Source organism: Epibacterium sp. ABZ3_068, assembly GCF_056159265.1.
Map to the genome: position 1 here is coordinate 1 of NZ_JBSWUV010000004.1, position 22985 is coordinate 22985.

Sequence of the window (22985 nt, forward strand, 5' to 3'; positions counted from 1 at the left end):
GGCTCATTCCTGACTTTTGCCACCTCTTTGGCAAACCGATTTGATCCTGCTGCGCCTCATAGAAAAAGCGGACCCAGATTGGGGTCCGCTTTCGTATATCGACCAGATCTCCCGCGTCCGGGAGACCCAACCTTAGTTGGTGGTGGAGGTGGTGGTGCTGGTTTCGTCGTCGTCGGAAACCACAACACCGATCACAACGGCTGCGGCCAGTGCGCCCGCTGCAATGGTGCCTGCGGCCAGGCCGGTGCCTGCAAAGCCGCCGCCAACACCTGCGCCTGCACCAGCACCTGCGCCACCTGCGCCGCCACCTGCGCCTGCGCCAGTTTCAACGGTTTGTGCGGATGCGGAACCTGCGGCCAGAACGGCAACAAAAGCTGCTGCAAAAATCTGTTTCATAGTCAAAAACTCCATGGAGTGAGGTGAGGATATCCTGCCCAGACCCTAGGCAAGATCGTGTACCATTTCAACGCAGCATATGGGCGCAAAACTTTTAAAAATCAGTTTGCCCCCTCATCCAGTGCACAGATGCAACGCATCTGCGGCAAAAAACAGCTCAGACGCAGCTCAAAGCGTCAGCTGACGGATGCGGATATACCCATTCAAAGGGCCGGCCCATTGCCGGGATTGCCAGACGCGGCCTGTACGGGAATCAACCCAGAAGTCACTGACGATCCGCCCGCTCTCACTTTCGCAGGTCTCTTGCAGATGGCGGGTGGCATAGACCACCTCGACAATCTCCAGAGGGACGGCCCCCAGATCCCGCACCACACAGGCCAGCTCCAGGGTTTTGGATTCATGGTCGCCGGTGCGCAGATCAAACCGGCGCGCGCCCTGTCCTTCGGGGCCCTGCAACCCGCCGGGATGCGCCAGGGTCGAAGCGGACAGAAGATCTCCGCGCAGCCCCCGTGTCGCCACCAGGATTCCGTCACGCAGGCTCACCGTCACCTGATCTTCGGTCACCCAGGTGACCACTTCGCCGGGGCTGTCATCGTGGCGTACCAGCTGCGGCTGCAAATAGGCAAAGACGCCATTGGCCTCCAGCGTCACCTCGATATAGGGGCTGTCCACCGTGTCCAGAAACGCCCGTGTCAGCGGGGGGCGGTCCACTTTGGGGGCGCGGCGCAGGGCGATCTGCTCGCGGATGGTCGAGAAAATCTCAACCTCCAACGGTGTCTTCTCCGGCCCTTTGGCACAGGCCCCGAGCAGGGCCAGCGCTGCCAAAGCCCCCAAAACAGGTTTCATCGCGATCATTCCCAGATCCTCGCCTTCTGATCCACCAGGCTCTTGCGGTGGCCTTCGCGGATCTGCCCATAAAGCCGTCCGGGCACCGACAGGCGCGCGCCGCCATCGCGTTGGGTCGGACGGATGGTCAGGCCAAAGGCGTTGCGCGAAGGTTTGCCCCAAAGCCAGTCCAAAGGAATGCGGAAGCGGATCCCCTTGTCAAAGGAGCCTTCGCCAAAATCCTCGGCCGAGACATCCGTCAGGGTAAAGAAGCCGCCCACAGACCAGCCGTTGTTAAAGGTCTTGTCGACGCTGAAGGTCGCGCCCACATCGCCTGCCAGATAGCGCCCCACATCCACCTGGGCCAGGAAGCCGCGGCCCGCCTCGTAATAGGCTGAGGCATGACCGGTGAAGACGCTGTAATCCTGGAAGGAGAAGCGCTGATCAAAATCGCGCTGTTTCACATAGTTGCCTTCAACCCCCAGCGCGAGGCGGGAGTTCACCGGTTTCCATAAGACCTCACCCGAGATGCCGCCAAAGTTGCTCTCCAAAAGGCCAAAGGTGGCGCGGGCATAAAGATCTGCACCCGGCTTCCAGTTGCGCGCCACATAGAGGTTCTCCAGCGTGGTATCGAACTGGGCATATTCCACCTGATTGGTGCGCACCCGCGGCAGAACCGAGTTTGAGGCGCGCCCGTCTTCCACATTGCCCCAGAGCCTCTGGCGAATGGTGCCCGAAACAATCCACCCCGGTGCCGGTGCATAAGAGGCCGAGAAATCAAGGCCAAGGTCCAGACGGAAGGGCTGGTCCGGGTCAAAATAGGCCGGCGCCGCATAGGGGGAGACTGACGTGGCAAAAGCCGGATAGAGCTCATTGGAGAAATCCGCCCCCTCCGGCAGCGGGCCTGCGTTCTGAAAACCTGTCACGGCAATCAGCGCATCTGAGGCATCAGGTGCATATTCCAGCGCTTCCAGATCGCTGCGCCGGATCACCGTGGTCGACAGCGCCAACCCGCGGCGCACCGGCACGATGCGGAAGGTCTCGACCGAGGGCGGCAGGGTGCGGGCCATAGCGCGCGCCACCCGGCCAATGGTCAGCGTATAAGAGCGATACCGGTTGTTGCGATAGCGCACCTCGGCCTGATTACCCTCCAGGATCACCGCTTCCAGCACCAGACCATCGGCCTTGAGCGCTTCGGCCACCAGATCGCGGATCTGGCCGCGTTTGTTTTCGCTGGCGGCCCAGTCGGGGCTCCAATGGGCCTCTTCGGTGGCCCATTGGCTGCGCGGCACCACCGGGATGGGGGAGGGAATGCGAATGGGCTGGGTCGGATGGCGCGGGTTCAGCTGGATCTGCGCATTGACGCCGATCTCGGATCCATAAAGGTAATAGGCCCCCAGCCGCAGACCCGGGCTTTTTTGATATTCCACCCCAAAGTTCAGCGAGGATTTACGCTCAAAGACATTGGATTGCTCTGTTTCCAGCTCATAGGCGTCGCTAGAATATTCCGCCTTGATCCCCCAGCGGTCATCCAGCTCCCATTCAAAGCCAAGAAACGGGGCCACATCGCCGCGGAACCATTGATCCACCGACAATTCACCGCCGGTGTCGCCGCCATTAAAGGCGCCGCGGGTGCCGATGGTGCCAATCGCCCCGTTGGATCCCAGTCGCCCCCAGCCCAGACCCGCGGTGACTTTCAGCTGCCCGTCACCGCCGCCCAGTCCCGGCGTGTCAAAGGTCTTGGTGGCGGCGATATATTCGCTGGCATAGATCCCGGTGCCTGCAAAATCCTGCAAACCCAGGGTCAGCGCGGGCAGGTATTTGCGTTCACGCAACAGCCGGAAGCGCACATCAAAGCCACGGTCATAATAGGTGTTGAACCCAAACAGGTTCAGGTTCTGGATGCCGTTATAGCGAAAGGAGGCCGACAGCCACGGCAGCGCCTGAAAGGTCAGATTATACCGGCTGGTGCCGCCAAACCAGGAATAGGTGGTGGTGAACTGACCTTCGGGAAGATGCTCTGCCGAGGGCAGGTCGATGATCCCGGGGGAGCCATAAAAGTTCAGACTGGGCTGGGCCGGGCGGTCAAATTTGGGTGCGTCCTCAACGGTCTGCGCCTGAACCACTGTCCCAGCCAAAGCGCCAGACAGAACACTGGATAGAACACTGGGCAAGCTCGGCAATAACGCCAGAAGCAAAGCCCCTGCCCCAAATGCGGACCCGCGGGTCCGTCCTGCGGTTTTTGTGGAACCGGTCACTTTCTGCCCCGCCTCTGTCGCCCCTCGACCGGACTCTTTTGTCCGCGCCGCTTTTTCTGCCTTAGACCACGAAAGACAGCCCCCGATCAACTGCGCTGATCGCCAAGGCCAAAGAACCGGGTCAGGATGTGGCGCGGCTGCTTTGCGTTTCGATCCCGTCCCCTTCGACCCAGCGGGCAATCAACACACGCGCGGCGTCCGCATCATTGGCAGCCACCACCTGGCGCAGGGCGCGCATAAAGGACGCCACTTCAATTTCCGAAATCACCCCTTCATGGGCGCAGAAGATCTTGGGGTGTTTGGTCAGCATCAGCTCATCGGTGATGGTCAGCTCTTCTTCCATCTTCTCCCCGGGTCTGAGGCCGATGATCTCAATCCCGATATCCCCCTCCGGGTGGGCATCGTCGCGCACCGTATAACCGGCGCTTTCGATGACCTGACGCGCCAGCTGGATGATCGGCACCGGTTTGCCCATATCCAGCACAAAGACCTCTCCGCCCTTGGCATCGGCACCGGCGGTCAGCACCAGCTGCACCGCCTCCTGGATGGTCATGAAGAACCGGCGCACCTCCGGATCGGTGACAGTCACCGGCCCGCCACGCGCCACCTGTTCCTGAAACAGCGGAATGACAGAGCCCGAAGAGCCCAGAACATTGCCAAAGCGCACCATGGTAAAGACCGTATGGGTGCTGCGGCTGGCGAGATCCTGAACCACCAGCTCGGCCATCCGTTTGGAAGCCCCCATCACATTGGTCGGCCGCACCGCCTTGTCCGAGGAGATCAGGATAAAGCGGTCCACCCCGAAATCGCCGGCCGCGCGCGCCAGCGTCCGGGTGCCAAAGACATTATTGGCCAGCCCCGCCAAAGGGTTGGCTTCGACCAGCGGCACATGTTTATAGGCTGCCGCATGCAAGACCACCTGAACCTGATGGCGGCTCAGCACTTCGCGCACCTGGCGCGGATCGGTGACCGAGCCCAGCACCGGCACCAATTCGATCCCCTGCGCCTGGGCCTGGGCACAGAGCTCCTGATGAATGGTATAAAGCGCCAGTTCCGACAGCTCATAAAGCACCAGTTTATCCGGGCGGCAGGCCATCACCTGGCGGCACAGCTCAGATCCGATGGAGCCGCCCGCGCCGGAGACCAGAACAACCTTACCGCGATAAGCCCCGGCCGCTTCGGCCAGCGGCACATCATGGGCGCGCCGTCCCAGGAATGTCTTGGGCGCCACGGGGGTGAGTTTTTCCACCAGCGCTTCGGTGCCCACCAGCTGTGCAAAAGACGGCAGCGCCTGCACATCCAGTTTCAGAGCCTGCAGCCGCTGAATGATTTGAGCCTGTTTGGGCTGGCTCTGTGAGGGCATCGCCAGCAGGACCCGGGCAATCTGGCGGGTTTTGACCAGCTCTTCGATGCGCGCGGGCGCATGAACCGGCAACCCCACCAGGGTCACGCCCTGCAGGGATTTATTGTCATCCACAAAGGCGATGGGATCAATCCAGTCATGGCTGCGCAGGGCCTGGGCCAGCTGCGTTCCGGTAGCGCCTGCGCCATAGATCAGCACCCGGCAGCGCGGCTGCGCGCGACGATAGATGGCCGTGACCACCTGAAACAAGATCGCCCGCACCGCCACCAGGGTGATAAAATAGACCAGCGCAAAAACCACATAGGTGCCCAAAGGCAGAGTGGGCCCAAACATCACCATCGCCAGCGCCATGGCGCTGCCCGCAAGCACCGCCACCAGCGCTGTCAGCCCCACCGCATGGCGTTCATAGGCGTTAAGCTGCACATAAGGCAGGCCCAGCCAGAGCGAGGTCAGCGCCGAAAACGCCATCACATAGGGCAGCACCGGCAGGCTCTCGGAAAATAATGTGCCCGCAGGTAATGACAGGCTTTGAACGGCAAAGGTAAAGAAAAGCGCCAGGGGCAGGAGACAGAGGTCGATGCCCAGGAAGACATAAGATTTTTGCGCCCGCGTCAGCGAGCTCAGTAGTCGAAACATTTGCGTCCCACCCGCCCAGAACCAGACGGTCTTTAAGTCACTCGCCTCAGGTCATAGACCTCAAAACGTCATTTTTATTCAACATCTGCCAGTGCCAGAGGCGCCATATAAACTTATATGCCCCCGCCTGTTGTCCGCTTCAGCCCGGCAAAGCTGCTGAGACAGGCGCACAACGGCTATGGCCCTGCCTTCCAGACAAATCACACTCTGGTGCTCATACGATAGGCTTTATTTGCAATGCAGCATAAAAAATCACGGTTTAGGCAAAATTGCGCTAATGGATCTGGATCAGCCGCGTCCCCGGGGGCGCTATGCAACCCTTGGCTGTGGATCAGTTTTTCCTGCCCGCAGGCCATATTGCCCCGCCCGCAGGCCTGTCGCGCAAAGCAGTGCCCAAAAAACAGGCAAAGACATCTCATCCCCGCCGCAACAGGTTGCCGATGGTCTGAAACACCAGGTCGAAATCATACCACATGCTTTGATGGCGCTGGTAAATCAGGTCCAGCCGCGCCTTCATTGGCACGCAGGAGCGGGAATAGACCGCATCGGTTTCCTCACGGCTGCCACAGCGCTCCAGCAGTTTGGTCTCATGCTTGTGATAGACAATCGAGGCCAGACCGGTGACGCCGGGGCGCGATTTCAGCACCTCATTGTAGATCTCGGGGTAGGCTTCCACATATTGGCGCAACGGCGGGCGTGGCCCCACAAAGGACAGATCCCCACGCAGGATGTTCCACAGCTGGGGAAATTCATCCAGCCGCTTGGAGCGCAGCCAGGCACCGGTTTTGGTGATGCGGGCCGATTTGTCACCGCCAGATACCCCGCTGTCCTCATCGACCACCGTCATGGTTCTGAGCTTCCACAGGTTAAACGGCTCGGTCGGGGTTTTCATCCGCTCGGCCACGTAAAACAGCGGGCGGCCTTCCTTGACCAGAAGCCACAGCAGCAGCGCCAACAGCACTGGCCCCAGGATCACGATCAGCAGCGTGACAAAAAACAGATCAAACAGCCGCTTGCTCCAGGTCATGTCCATCCCTCGTTGTTGTGTTGACGCCTTATTGGCAGAAGCCCAGCCATTGCGCCACCAGGCTGTTGCCACAGGCGGGGGCCAGCGGGCGGGGCAAGCAGGACTGCAACAGGGTGAGATCAAACGCGACCTCGGCAATCGCCGTCTCGGGGGCGGGGCGGGTGGCAAACGCCAGTTCGGCCGCCGTCAGCAGGTCTCCCATGGCCACCGGGTTCGGCTGGGCCAGGTTCAATGCCGGGGGCAGACCAGATATCGCAAGCAGATCACACAGGGCATGTGCCAGGGTCTGCACCCCGATATAGCTGCGTCGGGGCGTGGAGCCATCGGGGAATTGATCCAGGGTAAACCCGGGCTTCCAGCCGCCCAAAGCCGCATCAAACCCCGCCACATTGCCAATCCTGAGAGCGGTCACCGCGACCCCCAGATCCGCCCCGCGCGCCTGCGCCAGCTCTTCCATCCGGGCCTTGGCCACCCCATAGGGATTGGCCGGGGTCAGCGCCTGATCTTCGCGCAACAGCCCGGAGGCCATACCGTAAACGGCGGCGGATGACGCCAGAAGCACCCGCGCCACCCCCGCCTCTGCGGCCATGTCCACGGCGGCCAGAGCCAGACGAAGATTATCCTCCAGATCGCCACGTCCCGGAACACCCCCTGCCAGACAGAGGATCTGATCACAGCCCCGCGCCGCAGCGCGGAACGCATGTATATCCTCCAAAGGGGCAAAGACATGCCAATCGGCCCAATCGGCCCAATCGGCGCGTGCCGCCCTGGTCAGATCAACTGGGGGCTTTACAGCCGGGTTCACAGGGTGACGGCGTTGCAGGCGCAGATCCGCCAGACACTCAGCAGGCGCAAAGCGGTACAGCGCCTGCCCGATCCGCCCGGTTGCGCCCAAAATGAGACTTTTGGTGTGTCTCAGCTGCGTGGCCATTGTGCTGTGTCTCTCTTTGTGATCCAGGGTATGTTGACGCATGTGCCACGCTAGGTATCTTGCGACCACCTGAATTTAAGATTGCTTCGACTGGATTCTCAATGTTCCGCATCCTGTCTGCTCCCCTGGTCTCTGTGATGATCTCGGGTCTGATCCTTGTTCCTGCCGCCTGCAGCCGACTTCCCGGTGGAGCCCCTGCCAGCCGGGAGATCCTGCGCGAAGCTCAGGATGTGGATGCGACCTTTGCCCTGTATCCGGTCACCCGCGCCTTTCTGCCCAGTGTGGCCCAGTGGCCCTCTACCGGTCGCCAGGAGCGCCTCAGCTGGATTGGGCGCACCCAGGGGGCCCAGACCCAGTTCATCCAGCCCGGCGATCTGTTGACCATGCAGGTCTGGGACAGTGGCGAAAATTCACTGCTGACCGCGCCGTTACAAAAAGTGGCGCAGCTGCAGGATATGAAGGTTGCCGGCGATGGTACGGTGTTTATGCCCTATGTCGGCAAGGTTTCGGTGCGCGGCCTCACCCCGGAGCTGGCCCGCGAAAAGCTGCAGGAGGCGCTGGAAGAGATTGTACCCAATGCGCAACTCCAGCTGAGCCTGTTGGAAGGGCGCAACAATTCTGTGGATCTGGTTTCAGGCGTGGCCAATCCCGGCACCTATCCGATGCCCGACCGCAACTACACGGTTCTGGGGCTGATTTCGGCAGGCGGCGGCATCGGGCTCAACCTCAATAATCCGCAGATCCGTCTGGTGCGTGGCAGCCAGATCTATGGCACATCCGTGGAAAACCTGCTGAACAACCCGCAGCTGGACACGCTGTTGCGCGGCGGTGACCGGGTTTTTGTCGAAGAAGACGAACGCTATTTCCTCTCCTTTGGCGCCACCGGCACCGAGGCGCAGCATATCTTCAATCAGGACAACATGTCGGCGATGGATGCGATCTCGGTGGCAGGCGGTCTGTCGGACCGCAATGCCGATCCCAAGGGCATCCTGATCCTGCGCGAATATCCCAATTCCGCCATTGCCCCGGGCCAGCGCGGCCCACGCAAGAACCGGGTGGTGTTCTCATTGGATCTGACCACCGCAGACGGTCTGTTCTCCGCGCGTCAGTTCGAAATCCAGCCCCAGGATCTGGTGATCGCCACCGAAGCTCCGGTGACGGATGTTCTGACCGTGGCCTCGATCTTTGGCAATTTTGTCGGCGTCTTTAATACCGCAAACAACATATAATTCACGTTAATAAGAAAAATGTATCAGACTAAAAATCTTTGCGTTCACCAAAGATGTAACTACGAAGGCGCGAACAAAAGTCTGGTGCGATAGCGTGAGTGCTTGAAAAATCATTTACGCACAAAAAAAGTGGGTTTTCGGCTTCTATGATACGCTCGACTTCTGCAATTTCTATTTGTGTTTCGTTGCCACCTAAGAAGACGCCAGGGCGGTCAAACGAAACGTTCGCCAAGCCCGAAGCCCGAAGCACGTTATGGTGAACCATATTTGGGGGAAATCCAAAAGCACCTTGGCCACGAATGCGGCACAAAATATTTTTTAAAACATATTCTTTTTCAGATTTAAATATTTTTTCAAAAGCTGAACGGGAAAAAACAGATGGGAAATGAGCAGGTAGGAACGCGGGCTCACCAGGAAACATACGGTTTATCATTTCCTGCGCGACCATAGTATCCGCGCGCCTTGGAAAGTCCTCAATTTTTCTTTTGTGAGGGCGTCGCCGCGAATGAAAATAAATCCGCGGGAGATCATTGCAAAAGAAATCATTGTAACTAACGTCACGCAACAACATCATGTCATCGTCGAAATGGATAAAAAACTCCGAAAGGCCTGGAATTCTCCACAATAGGCTGCAAATCGCGTTTGAGTTGAAAGATGGCAGCCCGTCTTCATAGCTTTCGAAAATTACCTTGTGATCCACAATCTGAATTTTGCTCTCATATTTCCTTAATTCTGGAAGTTTCAAAAAAGGGTTTTGGTCATCAGTGACAATAAACACCCTCTCAATAAATTTCGCAAATCTAAAAATACTAGCAACGCAAAAGCATATTTCATCTGACGCCATATAGCGTTCATTGAATTCAGGGGAATTCACATGCGGCATTCGATACCCGAGCACCTCAGACATTTTCTTTTGATGCTTGGGGTCTAATCCGTCGACGTATGTTATTACAGCGTCCATTTGAAATTGTCCCCTCGAACTATTTGACCTGCGCCCCAGATGACACCAGACCGTTCATCCGGCTCAGATGCTCCGGCAGGCAGCGAGTCAGGAAGTCATAGTGCTCCACCACATGAGCCCGCGCATTGGGGCCAAGATGGGCGTAATCTGCGGGGTGGGCCAGAACCTCCACCACCTGTTTGGCCAGGGCTGCGGGATCAAAGAAATCCACCAGGAGACCGGTTTCCCCATGGGTGATCGCCTCGCGCACCGGTGCCACATCGGTCGCCACCATCGTGGCCCCCATCGCCATCGCCTCAAGGCAGGACCAGCTGAGCACAAAGGGCATGGTCAGATAGAGGTGGCAACGGCTGATCTGGATCACCTGCTGATAGGCATCATAAGGCACCTGGCCGAGGAAATGCACCCGGCTCCAGTCCACCCGGTGGCCGAGTTCAGCTTCCATTTCTCCGCGCAAGCCACCCGCATGGCTGCTGGCCTTGCCATAAGAGGTGCCATTGCCGCCAATCACCAGAACCCGCGCATCGGGGCGCGCGTCCAGGATCTCGGGCAGCGCACGCATAAAGACATGAAAACCGCGCGTGCGTTCCAGATTGCGCGCCATAAAGGTCAAAACCTCATCATCGCGGGTAATCGGACGGTCCAGCCGCCCCAGTGACAGGCTGACATCGGGGTTGGGCTTCAGCAGATCGGTGCGAATGCCATCATGGCAGGTGTAAAAGTGCTCGTGGAAGCGTTTTGGGAAGCTGTCACGCTGCCAATGCGTCGGCACCGTGCCCAGATCCACCGCATCCAGATTGGCATTGGGCACCGCATTGCGGGCACGCAAAAGAAACGGGCTGTGTTCGCTGGGCGGGTCTTCGGGGTCAAACCCCACCGGGCCGCCTTCGTTCAGATAATAATATTCAAAGAAGCCCAGGACCGGCACATCCGGCAGGACATCCTTCATGAACAGCAATTCACCCCAGCCGGTATGGCCGAGGATAATGTCGGGTTTAAACCCTTCCTCACGCAACAGCTTCTGCGCCGCCATTGCCGCGCCAAAACCGGCCCCCGCGGCCTCCTCCCAGACCTTGGACAGCCCATAGGCATCTTCCGCCGGGCGGTGGTGCGCCCGGTATTGCACCGTCTTCACCCCTTTGAACTGCGGCGCGGGGTGGCGCTGGGTCAGGAACACCAGCTCATGGTCTCCTCCCTGTGCAGCCAGCCACTGGATCATTTCCCGGTATTGACCGGGCATGTTCTGATGCACAAAGAGGATCTTCATCAAAAAGGCCTTATTTCAACAGCGCTCCCAAATAGGCGCCATAGGCGTTTTTCTTGAGCATTTCAGCACGTTCCGCAAGGGCTTCGGCCGAAACCCACCCCTGATCATAAGCGATCTCTTCCAAACAGCCGGTTTGCAGACCCTGACGTTCCTGAAGCGTGCGCACAAAATTCCCCGCATCCAGCAGCGAGGCATGGGTGCCGGTATCAAGCCAGGCATAGCCGCGCCCCATGGTTTCCACGCTCAAGGACCCTTCATCAAGGTATGTCTGCAGCAGATCGGTAATCTCCAATTCGCCGCGGGGGGAAGGTTTCACCGCCCGTGCCCGCGCAGGTGCGGTTTCATCCAGGAAATAAAGCCCGGTCACCGCATAATTCGACGGCGGCACCGGCGGCTTTTCAATGATTTCCCGCGCCTGGCCGGTTTCGTCAAAATCCACCACGCCATAGCGTTCCGGATCCGCCACGTGATAGCCAAAGACGGTGCCTCCGGCCGCTTTGCCATCGGCCGCCGCCAGAAGTTTCGGCAAGCCATGACCAAAGAAGATATTGTCCCCCAGAACCAGCGCCGAAGGGCTGCCCGCCAGAAACTCTTCGGCCAGAATAAAGGCCTGCGCCAGACCATCGGGACTGGGCTGTTCCACATAGGTAAAGTCAACACCCCACTGGCTGCCATCGCCAAGCGTGCGTTTAAACTGGGCCTGATCCTGCGGCGTGGTGATCACGCAGATCTCGCGGATGCCTGCCAGCATCAGCACCGAGATCGGGTAATAGATCATCGGCTTGTCATAGATCGGCAGAAGCTGTTTGGAGACCCCCATGGTAATGGGGTAAAGCCGGGTGCCGGAGCCGCCCGCCAAAATGATACCTTTACGCTGTGCCGTCATGACGCTGCTCCCAAATCTTTTAAAATGTCACGCAAACCCTGCCGCCAATCGGGCGGGATTATTCCAAAAACAGTCTCTAATGAGGTGCAGTCCAGCCGCGAGTTCAGCGGCCGCACCGCAGGTGTTGGAAAATCGGTGGTGGGGATATCCTCCACCGCGCAAGTGGTACCGCTCTGCGCAAAAATCGCCCGGGCGAAATCGGCCCAGCTGGCAAAGGGCGCGCCCTGGAAGTGATAGGTTCCGGCTTTTGCGGGGTCTTCCAGCAGCTGGCTGGCCATGCTCACACAGGCCGCCGCAATATCGCGCGCAGGTGTCGGCGCGCCGATCTGATCGGCCACAATGGTCAGCTTGTCGCGGTCCGCGGCAAGGCGCAGCATGGTTTTGACAAAGTTATTCCCATGACACGATACCACCCAGGAGGTGCGCAGGATCGCAAAGGCTCCCCCCGCAGCGCGCACCGCATCTTCACCGGCCAGTTTTGAGCGCCCATAGGCATTGGGCGGTGCCACCGGATCTGTGGGGCCCCAGGCGGTCTCCCCTTCCCCGGCAAACACATAATCGGTGGAGATATGGACAAAGGGAATGCCAAGCTGGGCGCAGGCCTCAGCCATGGCCCCCGGCGCGGCGCCATTGATGACCGTGGCCAGATCCTCTTCGTCTTCGGCCTTGTCAACGGCGGTATAGGCGGCGGCATTGATCACAGCTTGGGGCTTTTGCTCCCGGATCAGAGCCGCACAGGCACCGGGATCCGACAGATCCGCCTGATCCCGCCCCACGCAGCTGACCCCGTCAAACGCCGCCAGTTCCTGCGCCACTTGCCCTGTTTTGCCAAAGACCAGAATGTGCATCGTTATCAATCCTAATCGTGAATAAATGTCTTGCGGGATCTGTGCGTCATCACCGGCAGTGGACGCCGCGCGGCACCGCGTCGGGGCGGCATGGGCACCAGAGGTGCATGCGGCGAAAGAGAAACCACCCAGATATACTCCCTGTCATAACAGATCCCTTGGTTGTCGATGCCATACCCCATGCTAAGAGGAAATTGAAAACATACTTTGGAGCGATCCGCCAAAAAGCGCCGCCTGTCGTAATCCGGTCGACATTTGGGCAGATACTCAGCAAACATGCGTGGGTTTGAAAGAACGGTGGCAAATACCAGCAGGTCTGGTGAATGGATGTTGAAACAAGGTATGCGGCCATGCTTTACGGAAAGCATCTGCGGATTTATGTGACTACTTTTCAGGGTGTTTATTTTGGCGGTATTGTTTTGGGACCTCTCCGTGCAAGATGCAGATGCGCCTGCATTGATCACCACAACAGGAGAGAGGGTCAGCTATGGCGTGCTGGCACAGCGCGCCGACATCTGGAGCGCCCGGTTAAAAGAGGCCGCATCCGGGCAGCCGGTTATGGCTGCCTTGGAATTTGCCACAACCCCCGACTGCATCGCCGCCTATCTCGGAGCCCTGCGCGCAGGGGTGCCGGTGCTGCTGGCCGAACCGGGCCAGATCACCGCTGACAGCCGCCTGGCGCAGATCTGGCAGCCCGAGTTGCGCATGCGCATAACCCCGGACGGGCTTCGCCTGGAGGAACACCCCCTCCCCCAAACAGAGGCCCCGCCGCCTGCTCCCCATCCGGATCTGACGCTGTTGTTGTCCACCTCAGGCAGCACCGGGGATCCCAAACTGGTGCGCCTGTCTGCTAAAAATATCAATTCAAACGCACATTCCATTGCCCAATATCTGAACCTGACCGCACAGGATTGTGCCGCCACAACCCTGCCGCTTTATTACTCATACGGCCTGTCGGTTCTGAACTCCTATCTGGCGGCTGGGGCAACGCTGTTCCTGACAGAGCGCTCCGTGACAGAGGCTGTGTTCTGGGATGAGGCCGCCACCGCGCGGGTCACCAGCCTGGCCCTGGTTCCACATCAGTTTGACCTGCTGGAACAGGCCCAGATTATGCAGCCGGACCACCAGACCAAACCGCTGCCGGATCTGCGCTATATCACGCAGGCCGGTGGCAAACTCTCGGGGCGCCAGGTGACCCACTTCCACGCAATCGCCCAGACCCAGGGGTGGGATCTGGTGGTGATGTACGGGCAGACCGAAGCCGCCCCGCGGATCTCCTATGTGCCGCCGGAGGCACTGGCTAAGGCGGCCGACACCATTGGTTGCCCCATTCCCGGCGGTAAGATCTGGCTTGCCGATGAAACCGGCGCCCCGATTCAGGGCAGCGGCCAGCCGGGAGAGCTGGTCTATGAAGGGCCCAATGTGATGATGGGCTATGGCGAAAGCCGCCCCGATCTGGCGCGCGGGTCAGAGCACACAACCCTGCGCACGGGGGATATTGCCGAACGCACCGAAGACGGTTTTTTTCGCATCACCGGGCGGCTCAAACGGTTTGTAAAACTCTATGGTCTGCGCCTGTCTCTGGACCAGATCGAGGCAGAGCTGCGCCATCACGATATTGCCGCCCATGCGGTTGCGGTTGAGGATCATCTGGTGCTGTTGCACCGCCACCCCGATCAGGGGGAGGCGGCGGCGCTGACAGTGGCCGAGGCCTATGATCTGCCCGCCGACGGGATTTGCTGTGCCCATCTTGCGGAGCTGCCGCTGTTGTCTTCGGGAAAACCGGACCAGCGGGCGCTGCGTGAACGCGCCGGTGCGGCCCTTGCCAGACATCTGGAAGATCAGGCCAGAAACCGCGCGAGAGAGCGGCCTTCAACCTTGATCCTGCGCCTGACCCGCACCTCTGCCGACGCCGATCTGTCCCGCAGTTTCCTGGATCTGGGGGGCAACTCGCTCAGCTATCTTGAGGTCCAGATGGCCCTGGAAGGACGTCTGGGAGCAGTGCCGGCGGGCTGGGAAAGCATGCCCCTGCATCAGCTGGACCAGCTGGAACCCAGTGCCGGGGGGCGCAAAGCCCAAAGCCGGGTTGGGATTGATGTGGTCCTGCGCTTGGTTGCAATCTCCTTGGTGGTCGCCCAGCACGCCAGCACATACCCGCTGTATGGCGGGGCCATTATCCTGGTGATGCTGATGGGGTATTCCGCGGCGCGGTTCCAGATGCGCCTGATTGCAGAGGGGCAGGTACTGACCCTGGCCCGGGTGATGCTGTACCCGATTTTACCGCTCTATTTCCTGATGCTTCTGACCTATGCAGGGCTGCGGGGTCCGGTGCCGCTGTCCTATGTGCTGCTGTACGGAAACTACCATGTGTTTGCGCAGAACTCGCTGCTGACGGTCTATTGGTTCATCAGCCTTTATACGCAGATTGTGCTGCTGCTGATGGCCGTCGCCGCCATCCCACGGCTGCGCATGCGCCTGTCCGGGGCCCCCTGGAAGGGGGGTGGCATGGTGCTTGCGGTCCTTCTGGCCGTACAAGCGGGCTGGGTGATCCTGGGCCATAATATCGAGGCTCAGGCACATCTTGTGCAGGTTCCCTGGCCGCATACGGTTGGGCGGGGGCTGCTGGAATGTTTGCCGCTGTTTGCCCTAGGCTGGATGTTACAGAGCATGCGCAGCCTGCTGGAGCGCGGCGTGACCCTGACCCTGGCCGCCATTTTGCTGCTGCAGGCCAGCGCGCTGCCGCTGCCGCCGGAAACACTTGCCTATCTTGCGGTGGCCATCGGGCTGCTGGCCTTCAAAGTTGAAGTGCCCGTCTCCAAACGTCTGGGAAACGGGCTGCACCGTCTGGCTGCGGCAACGCTTTATGTGTATTTGCTCCACCAGGTCCTGGTGACCATCTTCTACCATGGCCTCAGCTTCCCGATGGCAGTGGCCGTCCCGGTCTGTGTGGTGCTGTCCTTTGTGGTGGCCCTGGCGGCAAAGCATGTGGTCGAACAGCTGGAACCGCATCTCCTGAAGGCGATACGCGTTCTGGTCCCTCTGGGAGCCTTAGACGCGCCCTTTGGCCAGGACAGGACGCAGAACAGGGCGCAAAAGCCCAGCAAAAAAGACGCATAAGACCAGCACAACACCGGTTGCGCCCACCATAATCAGCTGCTGGATCAGAACCTGATCCGGCCGCGGCAGCACGTAATGTGCAAGCAGGCGGATAAAATACAGGTGCAGGCAGAAGATCACCAATGTATTTTGCCCGACGCGGTTCAAAAACCGTGACGCCGACAGCTGGCTTGCCAGCAAAATGATAACTGCCGCACCCAGCAGCGCATTGACACCCGCAAGGGTCCCCCAGTTGCCAAATTGCGCCCGGTTGAGATTGACGCTGCCGTTGAGAAACGCCAGCCCCATCAACAGCACAAAGCCCCCCGCACAGAGCGCCAGGGCCTGCGCCTTTTTCTGGCACAGCGCCGTCAGGCGATCCTGGTGCTGCCTCAGAACCTGGCCGGCCAAAAGCATCGCCGCCCCAAAGCCGCTGATATCCAGACACCAGGGCAGGCGCGGGCCGTGAAAGACGTTTGTGTACATCAAGGTGGCTCCCAGGCTGAGCCCGGTCAGCACAAATGTCAGCGGACGGGGACATTTGGACACCAGCCAAAAAAGCGCCAGAGAGGTGGTGAGAAAGGGGAAATACCACAGCGGGGCATTTGCATGTACAAACCAGAACTCTGCCCCCTGCACCCCGTAAAGCGCCCCTGTGATCGCCGGGAGGGGCGAAAACCCGATGTCTCCACCGGCATAGGTTTCCCCCCATAGCACCAGAATCGACAGGGCGGAAAAGAACGCATAGGCCTTGATAAAGACAACCAACCACTGCCCCCACAGCTGCCGCGCCGTGCGCTGCGCAAAATCGGAGGGCAGTAAAAATCCGCTCAGCACCAGAAACGCAGGCACGTGAAAGGCATAAATGCCACCAAGGCCCAGCACTGGCGCATAAAAGCTGTGGAAATGGCCCAGAACAACCAGTGCCATCAGAAGCGCCTTGGCCCTGTCCAGCCATTCAACTCTTTGCATTTTGAACCGTTCCCCTCTCAGGTTGCATGGCCTCGTGCTGTGAGCGGCGGGCGGACCACAGAGGGCACCGCCCCATCGCGTCACTGTGTTTTGTGGCTCATCTTCAAGGAGCGCGCGCCCACCACGCCCCGCAAGCGCATGCTGGGTTTTTCCACGATATGCCACGACAGTGCTGCCAGCATCGTGGTCACAACCAGGCTCCAGCAGGCATTGGCCATTGGAGTTGTGGCAAGCTCCAGCTGGACCAGAAGCTGTTGGATGGGGAAGGCATAGATATAGATACCATAGGAATAATCCCCCAGCCGGTTATAGCCATGCAGCCAGGTTGGCCCGGCATAGCCAAACCACAAAACCGTATAGGTCAGCGTTGCGCTGAACAGTACGGAAAAGAACGGGCTGCCATGGCCCAGGCTCCACAGAACGACCGCGGTTCCCGCCCACAAGAGCACAACCCACAGACCGCTGAGGGGCAGATGATCGCGATAGACATAGGCCGCCGCCCCCAATGCAAAGGGGAACCCGAGTTTCAGCATATTGTAGATGTAATACCACAGGCCCGTCTGGGGCACATGCACCACGTCAATGGCACTGCGCATCCCAACAAGCAGCAGCACACAGGCCGCCGTCCACAGGGGTTTTCGAAACACGCCGCACAGCCCCGCCACAACCACAGCACCATAGCACAGCAGCTCAAACCTCAGCGTCCACAGCGAGCCATTGATCGCACCGGGATAGGGGATGTCTTCAAACAGCCCCGGCATCAGATATTGCCTGGAAAACAGGGACACCGTGCGCAGAATTTGTTCGGGCACCCGCAGCCAATAGGCCTCCGGGGCGGTGCTGACAAAACTCAGCCCGATCAGGACCACACAGGCCATCATCACAAGGCCCGGAAAAATCCGCAGCACCCGGGCGACCAGAAAATCCAGAAACGAGGTTTTGCGCTCGAAACTGGCGGTGATGAAAAATCCTGATGTGGCGAAAAAGATCAGCACACAGACATGGCCCAGGGTCTCCCCCAGCAGACTGGCCAGCGGCTGCACCGCATGGGGGCCAAGTGTCAGCGGATAGGCATGGGAGAAAATCACCCCGCTGGCCGCCAGAACGCGCAGCAGGTTGAAATTATTATTCCGCCCCACCGCCAGCTGGCCCAATGTCGGTGCGCCGCGTAGGATCATGCCTTTGTGCCCAGGCGGTGGCCAACTCCCTGACGCCCCTGCAGGGGTTTCCACCAGGCTTCATTGTCCAGATACCATTGAACAGTTTTCTCCAGCCCCTCTTCCACGGTCACCGAAGGCCGCCAACCCAGTTCGGTACGGATGCGGGTGGGGTCAATGGCGTAACGTGCGTCATGGCCCGGGCGGTCGGTCACAAAGGTGATCTGATCCGCATAAGAGCCGCCGCCCTGTTTGGGGCATTTCTCATCCAGAATGGCACAAAGGGTTTTGACCAGCTCCAGATTGCTGCGCTCGTTTTCGCCGCCAATGTTATAGGCCCGGCCCAGCACACCCTTTTGCACCACCAGCAAAAGCGCGTCGGCGTGGTCTTCCACATAAAGCCAGTCGCGGATGTTGGACCCATCGCCATAGATCGGCAGGTCCTTGCCCGCCAGCGCATTCAGGACCACCACGGGGATCAGCTTTTCGGGGAAATGGAAGGGGCCATAGTTGTTGGAACAATTGGTCAGCACCACCGGCAGGCCATAGGTCTCTCCCCAGGCGCGCACCAGATGGTCGCTGGAGGCTTTGGAGGCCGAATAGGGCGAGCGCGGATCATAGGCGGTGTCTTCGGTGAACATCACGCTGGGGTCTTTGGGCAGGGAGCCATAGACCTCATCGGTGGAGATATGGTGAAAGCGGAAGCGCGCGGGCTTGCCGGCGTCCGTCCAGTATTTGCGCGCCGCTTCCAGCATATTATAGGTGCCGGTGATATTGGTCTCGATGAAATCGCCGGGGCCGTCGATTGACCGGTCCACATGGCTTTCGGCGGCCAGATGCATCACCGCATCGGGTTTGTGGGTGGCAAAGACCCGGTCCAGAGCGGCACGGTCGCGAATGTCGGCCTGTTCAAAGGCGTAATTGGGACTGTCTGCAACGCTGGCCACGTTTTCCAGACAGGCGGCATAGGTCAGCGCATCCACATTCACCACGCTGTGGCCCTGCCCGATCGCCTGGCGCACCACAGCTGACCCAATAAATCCGGCCCCGCCGGTTACCAGAAGTTTCATGTCTCACCCTTTCGTTCAATCACCCGTGCCGGGGTGCCCACGGCCACTGCTCCGGCAGGAATATCCTGTAAAACAACTGCATTGGCACCAATCACCGCGTGATCGCCAATCGTGACGGGACCCAGGATCTTGGCCCCCGCCCCCACATCTACATGCCCGCCCAGACGTGGCACGCCATCGCGCCCCGCGGTGGACCCCAGTGTCACCTGTTGAAACAGCAGGCAATTGGGGCCGATCTCCACCTCGGGGTGGATCACCACCCCATTGGGATGGGGCAGCAACAAACCACCTCCGATCCGGGTATTGAGCGGAATATCCGCCCCAGTCACCACGGACCAATAGCGATAGCGCAGCACCGCAAAATACCGGCGCAGACCTTGGTGGCGTTGATAATCCCGGATGCTGCGCAGCAGACGCCGGGACGGCTCCCAGCCGCCCCGCGTGGCCTCGCGGCTCCAATCCGGATCAACCGCCGAGATGGTCATCCCGCCGCTTCATCAAAGGTGAAGGGGCTGTCAAATTCCGCAAGGCTCTGGGCCGCCGCATCTTTTTCCGACAGGATCAGCGCGCCCTCATACTGCCAGTCGATGCCGCAGCTGTCCCAGCGCACCGCGCCATCACAGTCGGGCGCATAGTAATCGGTGCATTTATAAATGATCTCGGTCATCGGCGCGCGGGTGATAAACCCGTGCAGGAACCCTTTGGGCACCAGAAGCTGTTTGCCGTTCTCGGCTGTCAGCTCAACCCCGACCCAGTTTCCATAGGTGGGTGAGCCCTTGCGGATATCCACCGCCACATCAAAAAGCGCCCCTTGGCCGCAACGCACCAGCTTGTCCTGCGCATGAGGGGGGGATTGGAAGTGCAGACCGCGGATGGTGCCCACTTCGGCGGACATGGAATGATTGTCCTGCACAAATTCAAGATCGATCCCGGCATCCAGCATCCGCTGCTTGTTCCAGCTTTCACTAAAAAAGCCACGTGCATCGCCAAAACGCTGAGGGGTCAGGATCACAACATCGGGCAGCGAGGTTTTTTCAACCAACATCATTACTCATCCAAATAGCCTATGGAGCAAATTCAACTCATGCTTAGTGGCTTGCCCCGGATCTGGCCAGCCAATAATTGGCGCAGGGACCAGGCCACAAGACCGATGCACGGGTTTTGTCCAGACGCGCCGCAAAACGCATGACTTCTGTTGATTCTATGTTTTTTTGCATGTCTTCGAGCTGTCGTTTCATGGCCAAAAAGCCACCACGAAACCGCCGCAAAAATGATGCACAAACCCCAAAAAAACCCTTGATTGTTTCGTAGAAAGCCATCACTTCGCTGTGGTGCAGCACAATTCTTATGCTGCACCTGCAAAATTGATTATACGAAGCGGTTTTAGGTATGCAAGTTTCATACTTGTTGATTAAAACTTGTTGCATCTGATAGAGCAAAACTTTTCCGGGGTCGGGGTCGCTCGACCGCACGAACTGAGTTCGCATTAGGAGTATTTATAATGAGTACCAGCAATATTCAGGACGTCCACGTTGTCGACGCGACTCGTGCCGCACAATTTGGATCTCATCGCGTTTACAGCGCCTTTGGCAAGCGGCTGCTTGATATCACTCTTGTTCTTCTGGCCGCACCTGTGGTGCTGCCGATTGTGGCCATCCTGTCGCTGCTTGTGGCACTGGACGGCGGCAAGCCCTTTTATACCCAGGCCCGTGTCGGACGGGGGGGCAAGGTTTTCACCCTCTGGAAAATGCGCTCCATGGTGCATAACGCCGACCAGAAGCTGGAAGCCTATCTGGAGAAAAACCCAGCAGCCCGTGCCGAATGGGATGAAAAGCAAAAGCTGGACAACGACCCGCGCATCACCCGGTTTGGGCATCTGATCCGCAAGACATCGCTGGATGAGCTGCCTCAGTTCCTGAACGTCCTCACCGGCGACATGAGCCTGGTGGGTCCGCGCCCGATGATGCCTGATCAAAAACAATATTACCCCGGCCAGGACTACTATGCCCTGCGTCCCGGCATCACCGGCAGCTGGCAGGTCTCTGCCCGCAACGAAAGCTCCTTTGCCGATCGCGCGCGCTTTGACGCCAGCTATCGCCAGGATCTGTCGCTGAAAACCGACCTGAGCCTGATGGCGGCCACGGTTCGCGTGGTTCTGCGCGCCACCGGTCAGTAAATCCCTCAGTAAATCCCCAGGCGCAAGAAACGCGCAGGGGACATCACAGCAGCCACGGAAACACAAAAAGCGCCGCCGGATTATCCTGGTGGCGCTTTTGTATATTTCAGATCTCCCGGCCCGATCCTGCAGCCTTGCACCAAAAAGGCGTTTGGCGCGCAGTCAGAGGGTTCAGAGGGGGATAAGAGAGGCTGGAGAGAGGTTAGTGTTTGCTTGCAACCAGCGCATCACACAGCGGCTCGGCCGCGCGGGCCGTCTGCATGTCTTTGAAAATCTCGCGCAGGATCGCAACGCCCACCCCTGCAACAGCCACAGGCCAGATCAGACACAGCGTCAGCCCGGCTGCCGTTTTGATCACTTCGGTCAAGGAGGAGAAATCCCGGTTCCGGGCTTCGCGCCAGGTCATATAGAGAGAAATTGCGGCAATCATCCCATAAGAGGCCACTGCAATACTCTGCCCGATGCTCAAACCGTCCATTCTGCCCGGCCCCCGTCCGTTGTCTCAACTTCGATTAAAATCGCGGAAAAAGGCTAAAAAATGGTTAAACTGCGGAGCAATCATGATCTCCAACCGCTAGGGCCACCACAGGCAAGAAGGCGTGTTCCCAGCGGCCGAACACCCTGTGCGCGTCACACATCAACAGCCCAAGACCTAAGGATAACCTAGCACGCATAAAGCGTTCATCAAGAAAAAATACACCTATAGGTAGATAAACCATTGCCTCTTGCGGATTACAGGGGCAGAGTTGGGTCCAAGAGAGGCCTGACCGAGCGCACCAATGGCAGGCCGTTAGCGCGGCACCCCCCGTTGGCCAGCGCATTTGCGCAGGATGACTTTGCCAAGCTCCAGCGCATTGCGTGGGTGTTGTCGCAGCCAGATGCGCAACAGGTTCCATTCGCCCCGTCGCAGACAGGTCCACCCGTGGATCCGGTTCATACGCAGCATTTTTGCAAACCGTTCCTCAAACACAGCGCGTAAATCCGCATCCAACGGCGCATCGCGCTCCAGCTCCTGCCGCAGCCGCACCGTTTCATAGGCCACCGACAGGTAATCGACATTGGTGACAGAGCCGGGCGAGCGTGCGCCGCTGACCGCCCCCACCCGTGTGGAAAACAGGTAATGCGCTTCCCGCAGCAGGCCAAAGCGTTTTTGCGCACGGGTCAGGCTGACATAAAGCGCGCAATCCTCGCCGTGACGCAGATTTTCCGGGTAGCGCAGCAGCCCCGCCTGCACCAGGCTTCTGTGATACATCGGCTTGAGCAGCCCCAGATCCAGATCCGTCTGCGCATCATTGCGCAGGAAATCGGGGAGCTGAAGCACCGAGACTGCGCCGGATTGGGGCAATTGCATTGCATCCGGTGCCGGGCATTCTGCAGCCAGATCAAAAAGCACCGGCAAATCGGCCACCACGTCAAGCTGATGGTCTGTGGCTGCCTGCAGCAAACGCGCCAACCGGGTCTCTGCATAGGCGTCATCGGCATCCAGAACCGCAATCCACTCCCCGCGCGCCTGCGCGATTGCTCGGTTTCGCGCCGCCGCAGGCCCCTGATTGTGCGGCTGCTCCACCGCCACAACACAGGGGTGGCGCGCCGCAAGATCCTGCATCACTGCCGCTGTGTTATCGCTGGAGCAATCATTGACGATGACAATCTCTACCGGAGCGTGCAGGCCTGTTTGTGCCAATACAGAGTCCACACTGCGTTCCAGATACTTCGCCGCATTATACGCGGGGATGATGACCGAAATCTGGGGGGTCGTTTCTGGCATACCTGTGCGCCTTTACATCTACCAGCCTACGCCCCCTTGTCGCACAGCTCACCCGACAAAGAAAACCTTCTTTGCCGCTTCAACCGCCTCCAGATTTCAAAAAATCCTCTGTCCGCCGC

At 59.2% G+C, this 22985-nt stretch carries 21 protein-coding genes; 3 read left to right on the forward strand and 18 right to left on the reverse strand.

Annotated elements, in window-relative coordinates:
- Nucleotides 1–132: 132 nt before the first annotated feature.
- The 6 genes from ACXAEW_RS21805 to ACXAEW_RS21830 all read right to left on the reverse strand — a co-directional run bounded on the left by ACXAEW_RS21805 (nucleotide 133) and on the right by ACXAEW_RS21830 (nucleotide 7478).
- Nucleotides 133–396, reverse strand: a complete 264-nt coding sequence (locus ACXAEW_RS21805; RefSeq protein WP_474943452.1) for a hypothetical protein — start codon at nucleotides 394–396, stop codon at nucleotides 133–135.
- A 168-nt stretch (nucleotides 397–564) separates the two neighbouring features.
- Entirely contained in the window at nucleotides 565–1251 is a 687-nt protein-coding gene (locus tag ACXAEW_RS21810; RefSeq protein ID WP_474943453.1) for a YjbF family lipoprotein, read from the reverse strand.
- The gene (locus ACXAEW_RS21815) at nucleotides 1248–3347 is read right to left on the reverse strand and encodes a YjbH domain-containing protein (protein WP_474943495.1); all 2100 of its coding nucleotides are present in this window, start codon (nucleotides 3345–3347) and stop codon (nucleotides 1248–1250) included. Before ACXAEW_RS21815 ends, ACXAEW_RS21810 begins: the two co-directional genes overlap by 4 nt.
- A 253-nt stretch (nucleotides 3348–3600) precedes the next feature.
- The gene (locus tag ACXAEW_RS21820; RefSeq protein ID WP_474943454.1) at nucleotides 3601–5478 is read right to left on the reverse strand and encodes a polysaccharide biosynthesis protein; all 1878 of its coding nucleotides are present in this window, start codon (nucleotides 5476–5478) and stop codon (nucleotides 3601–3603) included.
- Between the two features lie 415 nt (nucleotides 5479–5893).
- Entirely contained in the window at nucleotides 5894–6505 is a 612-nt protein-coding gene (locus ACXAEW_RS21825; RefSeq protein WP_474943455.1) for a sugar transferase, read from the reverse strand.
- Between the two features lie 28 nt (nucleotides 6506–6533).
- Nucleotides 6534–7478: an NAD-dependent epimerase/dehydratase family protein gene (locus ACXAEW_RS21830; RefSeq protein ID WP_474943456.1), complete on the reverse strand. Its 945-nt coding sequence runs from the start codon at nucleotides 7476–7478 to the stop codon at nucleotides 6534–6536.
- Between the two features lie 59 nt (nucleotides 7479–7537).
- Here ACXAEW_RS21830 and ACXAEW_RS21835 point away from each other — a divergent pair, with 59 nt between their 5' ends.
- Nucleotides 7538–8665 carry a polysaccharide biosynthesis/export family protein gene (locus ACXAEW_RS21835; protein ID WP_474943457.1) on the forward strand — a complete coding sequence of 376 codons (1128 nt, stop codon included), beginning with the start codon at nucleotides 7538–7540 and terminating at the stop codon, nucleotides 8663–8665.
- A gap of 28 nt (nucleotides 8666–8693) precedes the next feature.
- Here ACXAEW_RS21835 and ACXAEW_RS21840 read toward each other — a convergent pair whose 3' ends face one another.
- Genes ACXAEW_RS21840 through rfbD form a run of 4 tightly spaced genes read right to left on the reverse strand, consistent with a single transcriptional unit; the run spans nucleotide 8694 to nucleotide 12627 of the window.
- Complete coding sequence (locus ACXAEW_RS21840; protein WP_474943458.1) at nucleotides 8694–9626, reverse strand: hypothetical protein; 933 nt, start codon at nucleotides 9624–9626, stop codon at nucleotides 8694–8696.
- 19 nt (nucleotides 9627–9645) lie between these two features.
- Entirely contained in the window at nucleotides 9646–10893 is a 1248-nt protein-coding gene (locus tag ACXAEW_RS21845) for a glycosyltransferase family 4 protein (protein WP_474943459.1), read from the reverse strand.
- A 10-nt stretch (nucleotides 10894–10903) separates the two neighbouring features.
- The gene (gene rfbA, locus ACXAEW_RS21850; protein ID WP_474943460.1) at nucleotides 10904–11779 is read right to left on the reverse strand and encodes a glucose-1-phosphate thymidylyltransferase RfbA; all 876 of its coding nucleotides are present in this window, start codon (nucleotides 11777–11779) and stop codon (nucleotides 10904–10906) included.
- The gene (gene rfbD, locus ACXAEW_RS21855; RefSeq protein WP_474943461.1) at nucleotides 11776–12627 is read right to left on the reverse strand and encodes a dTDP-4-dehydrorhamnose reductase; all 852 of its coding nucleotides are present in this window, start codon (nucleotides 12625–12627) and stop codon (nucleotides 11776–11778) included. Before rfbD ends, rfbA begins: the two co-directional genes overlap by 4 nt.
- Before the next feature lie 432 nt (nucleotides 12628–13059).
- Here rfbD and ACXAEW_RS21860 point away from each other — a divergent pair, with 432 nt between their 5' ends.
- The gene (locus ACXAEW_RS21860; RefSeq protein ID WP_474943462.1) at nucleotides 13060–15744 is read left to right on the forward strand and encodes an AMP-binding protein; all 2685 of its coding nucleotides are present in this window, start codon (nucleotides 13060–13062) and stop codon (nucleotides 15742–15744) included.
- Here ACXAEW_RS21860 and ACXAEW_RS21865 read toward each other — a convergent pair.
- The 6 genes from ACXAEW_RS21865 to ACXAEW_RS21890 all read right to left on the reverse strand — a co-directional run bounded on the left by ACXAEW_RS21865 (nucleotide 15676) and on the right by ACXAEW_RS21890 (nucleotide 20361).
- Nucleotides 15676–16695: an acyltransferase family protein gene (locus ACXAEW_RS21865; protein WP_474943463.1), complete on the reverse strand. Its 1020-nt coding sequence runs from the start codon at nucleotides 16693–16695 to the stop codon at nucleotides 15676–15678. The two genes, ACXAEW_RS21860 and ACXAEW_RS21865, sit on opposite strands and share 69 nt — an antisense overlap.
- A gap of 80 nt (nucleotides 16696–16775) precedes the next feature.
- On the reverse strand, nucleotides 16776–17873 hold the full coding sequence (locus ACXAEW_RS21870; protein ID WP_474943464.1) for an acyltransferase family protein: 1098 nt from the start codon (nucleotides 17871–17873) through the stop codon (nucleotides 16776–16778).
- Complete coding sequence (gene rfbB, locus ACXAEW_RS21875; protein ID WP_474943465.1) at nucleotides 17870–18922, reverse strand: dTDP-glucose 4,6-dehydratase; 1053 nt, start codon at nucleotides 18920–18922, stop codon at nucleotides 17870–17872. Before rfbB ends, ACXAEW_RS21870 begins: the two co-directional genes overlap by 4 nt.
- The gene (locus ACXAEW_RS21880; protein ID WP_474943466.1) at nucleotides 18919–19407 is read right to left on the reverse strand and encodes a serine O-acetyltransferase; all 489 of its coding nucleotides are present in this window, start codon (nucleotides 19405–19407) and stop codon (nucleotides 18919–18921) included. The genes rfbB and ACXAEW_RS21880 overlap by 4 nt, the downstream gene beginning before the upstream one ends.
- Nucleotides 19404–19967, reverse strand: a complete 564-nt coding sequence (gene rfbC / locus ACXAEW_RS21885) for a dTDP-4-dehydrorhamnose 3,5-epimerase (protein WP_474943496.1) — start codon at nucleotides 19965–19967, stop codon at nucleotides 19404–19406. The genes ACXAEW_RS21880 and rfbC overlap by 4 nt, the downstream gene beginning before the upstream one ends.
- A gap of 43 nt (nucleotides 19968–20010) precedes the next feature.
- Complete coding sequence (locus ACXAEW_RS21890) at nucleotides 20011–20361, reverse strand: hypothetical protein (RefSeq protein WP_474943467.1); 351 nt, start codon at nucleotides 20359–20361, stop codon at nucleotides 20011–20013.
- Nucleotides 20362–20423: 62 nt separating this feature from the next.
- On the opposite strand from ACXAEW_RS21890, the gene ACXAEW_RS21895 reads away from it, so the two are divergent.
- Nucleotides 20424–21098: a sugar transferase gene (locus ACXAEW_RS21895; RefSeq protein WP_474943468.1), complete on the forward strand. Its 675-nt coding sequence runs from the start codon at nucleotides 20424–20426 to the stop codon at nucleotides 21096–21098.
- A gap of 202 nt (nucleotides 21099–21300) precedes the next feature.
- Here the strand turns inward: ACXAEW_RS21895 and ACXAEW_RS21900 are convergent, their stop codons facing one another.
- Both ACXAEW_RS21900 and ACXAEW_RS21905 read right to left on the reverse strand, forming a co-directional pair.
- On the reverse strand, nucleotides 21301–21576 hold the full coding sequence (locus tag ACXAEW_RS21900; protein ID WP_474943469.1) for a hypothetical protein: 276 nt from the start codon (nucleotides 21574–21576) through the stop codon (nucleotides 21301–21303).
- A 312-nt stretch (nucleotides 21577–21888) separates the two neighbouring features.
- Nucleotides 21889–22866, reverse strand: coding sequence for a glycosyltransferase family 2 protein (locus ACXAEW_RS21905; protein WP_474943470.1), 978 nt, complete (start codon nucleotides 22864–22866; stop codon nucleotides 21889–21891).
- Between the last annotated feature and the right edge of the window lie 119 nt (nucleotides 22867–22985).

Coding starts and splice junctions, on each gene's coding strand:
- ACXAEW_RS21810 (WP_474943453.1), bottom strand. CDS start 1,251: ATGATCGCGATGAAACCTGTTTTGGGGGCTTTGGCAGCGCTGGCCCTG.
- ACXAEW_RS21845 (WP_474943459.1), bottom strand. CDS start 10,893: ATGAAGATCCTCTTTGTGCATCAGAACATGCCCGGTCAATACCGGGAA.
- rfbD (WP_474943461.1), bottom strand. CDS start 12,627: ATGCACATTCTGGTCTTTGGCAAAACAGGGCAAGTGGCGCAGGAACTG.
- ACXAEW_RS21905 (WP_474943470.1), bottom strand. CDS start 22,866: ATGCCAGAAACGACCCCCCAGATTTCGGTCATCATCCCCGCGTATAAT.
- ACXAEW_RS21825 (WP_474943455.1), bottom strand. CDS start 6,505: ATGACCTGGAGCAAGCGGCTGTTTGATCTGTTTTTTGTCACGCTGCTG.
- ACXAEW_RS21895 (WP_474943468.1), top strand. CDS start 20,424: ATGAGTACCAGCAATATTCAGGACGTCCACGTTGTCGACGCGACTCGT.
- ACXAEW_RS21870 (WP_474943464.1), bottom strand. CDS start 17,873: ATGATCCTACGCGGCGCACCGACATTGGGCCAGCTGGCGGTGGGGCGG.
- rfbC (WP_474943496.1), bottom strand. CDS start 19,967: ATGTTGGTTGAAAAAACCTCGCTGCCCGATGTTGTGATCCTGACCCCT.
- ACXAEW_RS21805 (WP_474943452.1), bottom strand. CDS start 396: ATGAAACAGATTTTTGCAGCAGCTTTTGTTGCCGTTCTGGCCGCAGGT.
- ACXAEW_RS21830 (WP_474943456.1), bottom strand. CDS start 7,478: ATGCGTCAACATACCCTGGATCACAAAGAGAGACACAGCACAATGGCC.
- rfbA (WP_474943460.1), bottom strand. CDS start 11,779: ATGACGGCACAGCGTAAAGGTATCATTTTGGCGGGCGGCTCCGGCACC.
- ACXAEW_RS21900 (WP_474943469.1), bottom strand. CDS start 21,576: ATGGACGGTTTGAGCATCGGGCAGAGTATTGCAGTGGCCTCTTATGGG.
- ACXAEW_RS21865 (WP_474943463.1), bottom strand. CDS start 16,695: ATGCAAAGAGTTGAATGGCTGGACAGGGCCAAGGCGCTTCTGATGGCA.
- ACXAEW_RS21835 (WP_474943457.1), top strand. CDS start 7,538: ATGTTCCGCATCCTGTCTGCTCCCCTGGTCTCTGTGATGATCTCGGGT.
- ACXAEW_RS21840 (WP_474943458.1), bottom strand. CDS start 9,626: ATGGACGCTGTAATAACATACGTCGACGGATTAGACCCCAAGCATCAA.
- ACXAEW_RS21820 (WP_474943454.1), bottom strand. CDS start 5,478: ATGTTTCGACTACTGAGCTCGCTGACGCGGGCGCAAAAATCTTATGTC.
- rfbB (WP_474943465.1), bottom strand. CDS start 18,922: ATGAAACTTCTGGTAACCGGCGGGGCCGGATTTATTGGGTCAGCTGTG.
- ACXAEW_RS21880 (WP_474943466.1), bottom strand. CDS start 19,407: ATGACCATCTCGGCGGTTGATCCGGATTGGAGCCGCGAGGCCACGCGG.